A 1,555-nucleotide genomic window follows, 5' to 3' on the forward strand; every position below is an offset into this window, starting at 1 on the left:
GCTCGGGCGGCGCAGGCACCGGCACCGGCGCCGGCGGTGGCGGCGCTACGTATTTCAGCCACAGCGAACGGCCGAAGATCCACGCGGCCAACAGAGTGGCGATGATGGAAATCAAGAGGAACACGTCGTTGTAGGCGAGGATGTTGGCTTCCCGCGCGGCCGTCTGCGTCAGCACGGAGATGCCCTGGCGCGTGCGCGCGGACGGGTCCGCCAGCTGGCGCGCGTACGCCGCCCCGTACTGCTGGATGCGCGCGGCGACGAGCGGATCGAGCGAACTCAGCTGCTCGGCCAGCACGGACGAGTGGTATTTTTCGCGCATCACCTGGAACGTGCCCAGCAGCGACGAGCCGATCAGTCCGCCCAGGTTCTGCGTCAGGCCGAACAGCACGGAAAAGCTGATCAGGTTCGCGGGATTGGCGATCACGGACCCGAGCAGCGTAAGCAGCAATGGCCCGAGGAACATCACGCCGCCGAACGCCAGCAGACCCTGGCTCACGTACATCTGGGCGGGGCGCGTGGCGTTGGTCGCGTTCGAATCGATCCATGCGCCCAGCGCCATGATCAACAGCGCCACCACCTGCGGCGCCATCAGGTGCGGCGGCCGGGTGACCAGCACCGAAACGACGATGCCGAGGATGGTCGCGAGCAGGATGACGATGAACAGCGTCTGCATCTCGTCGTTGTTCAGGCCCACGAGGCGCAGGAAGCCGACGGCGCCCACGCTCTGCTCCGACAGCACGACGCGCACGAGCATCAGCGCGATGGACAGGCGCAGGATCATCCCGTTGGTCAGCCAGCGGATATTCAGCAGGGGGTTGTCGCGGTTGTGCTCGACGCAGATCGCGGCCAGCAGCAGCACGATGGACACGGCCAGCGCGATGCCCACCCATGCATTCTCCGTCCACCACAGCACGCGGCCGAACGTGAGCGCCGCGCACAGCAGCGCCATGCCGGGCGCGAACAGCGAGAACGTGAGGAAATCCGCCGGCCGGAACGCCCTGAAGCGGTCGCCCGGCGGCAGCTTCAGCCACAACACGGCGGCCAGGGTGACCAGCGTGAGCCCGAGCTCGAACAGATACAACCCGCGCCATTCCGCGATCTGCAGCAGGCTCCTGGAAAAGATGTAGGCGATCGGCTGGGCCAGCTGCGCGATGCCGGTCGAGATCACGATGCCGCGCGGCCGCCACTCCTTTTTGAAAGCCTGCAGGCTGTAGTACAGGCCCAGCGTCGACAGGGCCGCGCCCGCCATGCCGTGGGCCGCGCGCACGGCGATCGCGGAGCCCAGGTCGTTGACGAACAGGTGCGCGAACGTGATCAGGGCATACAGCACGAGGAAGAACTCGGTGAACGCGCGCAGGCCGAATTGCTGGCGGAATTTCACCAGCAACAGATTCATCGACACATTGGTCATGACGTAGGCCGTCGGCAGCCAGTTGACTTCGGCCGCGAAGACGCCCAGCGTGCCCTGCAGGTTGACGAGGTTGACGGTGACGAGCGCGTTGCCGAGGCCGCCCGTGATGGTCACGAGCGTGCCGACCAGGAAATAGGCGATGCG

1 protein-coding gene is annotated in these 1,555 nt (G+C 66.4%); it reads right to left on the bottom strand.

Translation table 11 applies throughout. The features are described from left to right. Positions 1-1,555, bottom strand: a 1,555-nt coding sequence (locus ACEN88_RS31315) for an MFS transporter (RefSeq protein WP_413346007.1), incomplete at both ends; no start/stop codon positions are given.

Origin of the sequence: Massilia sp. CT11-108 (assembly GCF_047302915.1) — a bacterium.
Classification (GTDB): domain Bacteria; phylum Pseudomonadota; class Gammaproteobacteria; order Burkholderiales; family Burkholderiaceae_D; genus Telluria; species Telluria orientalis.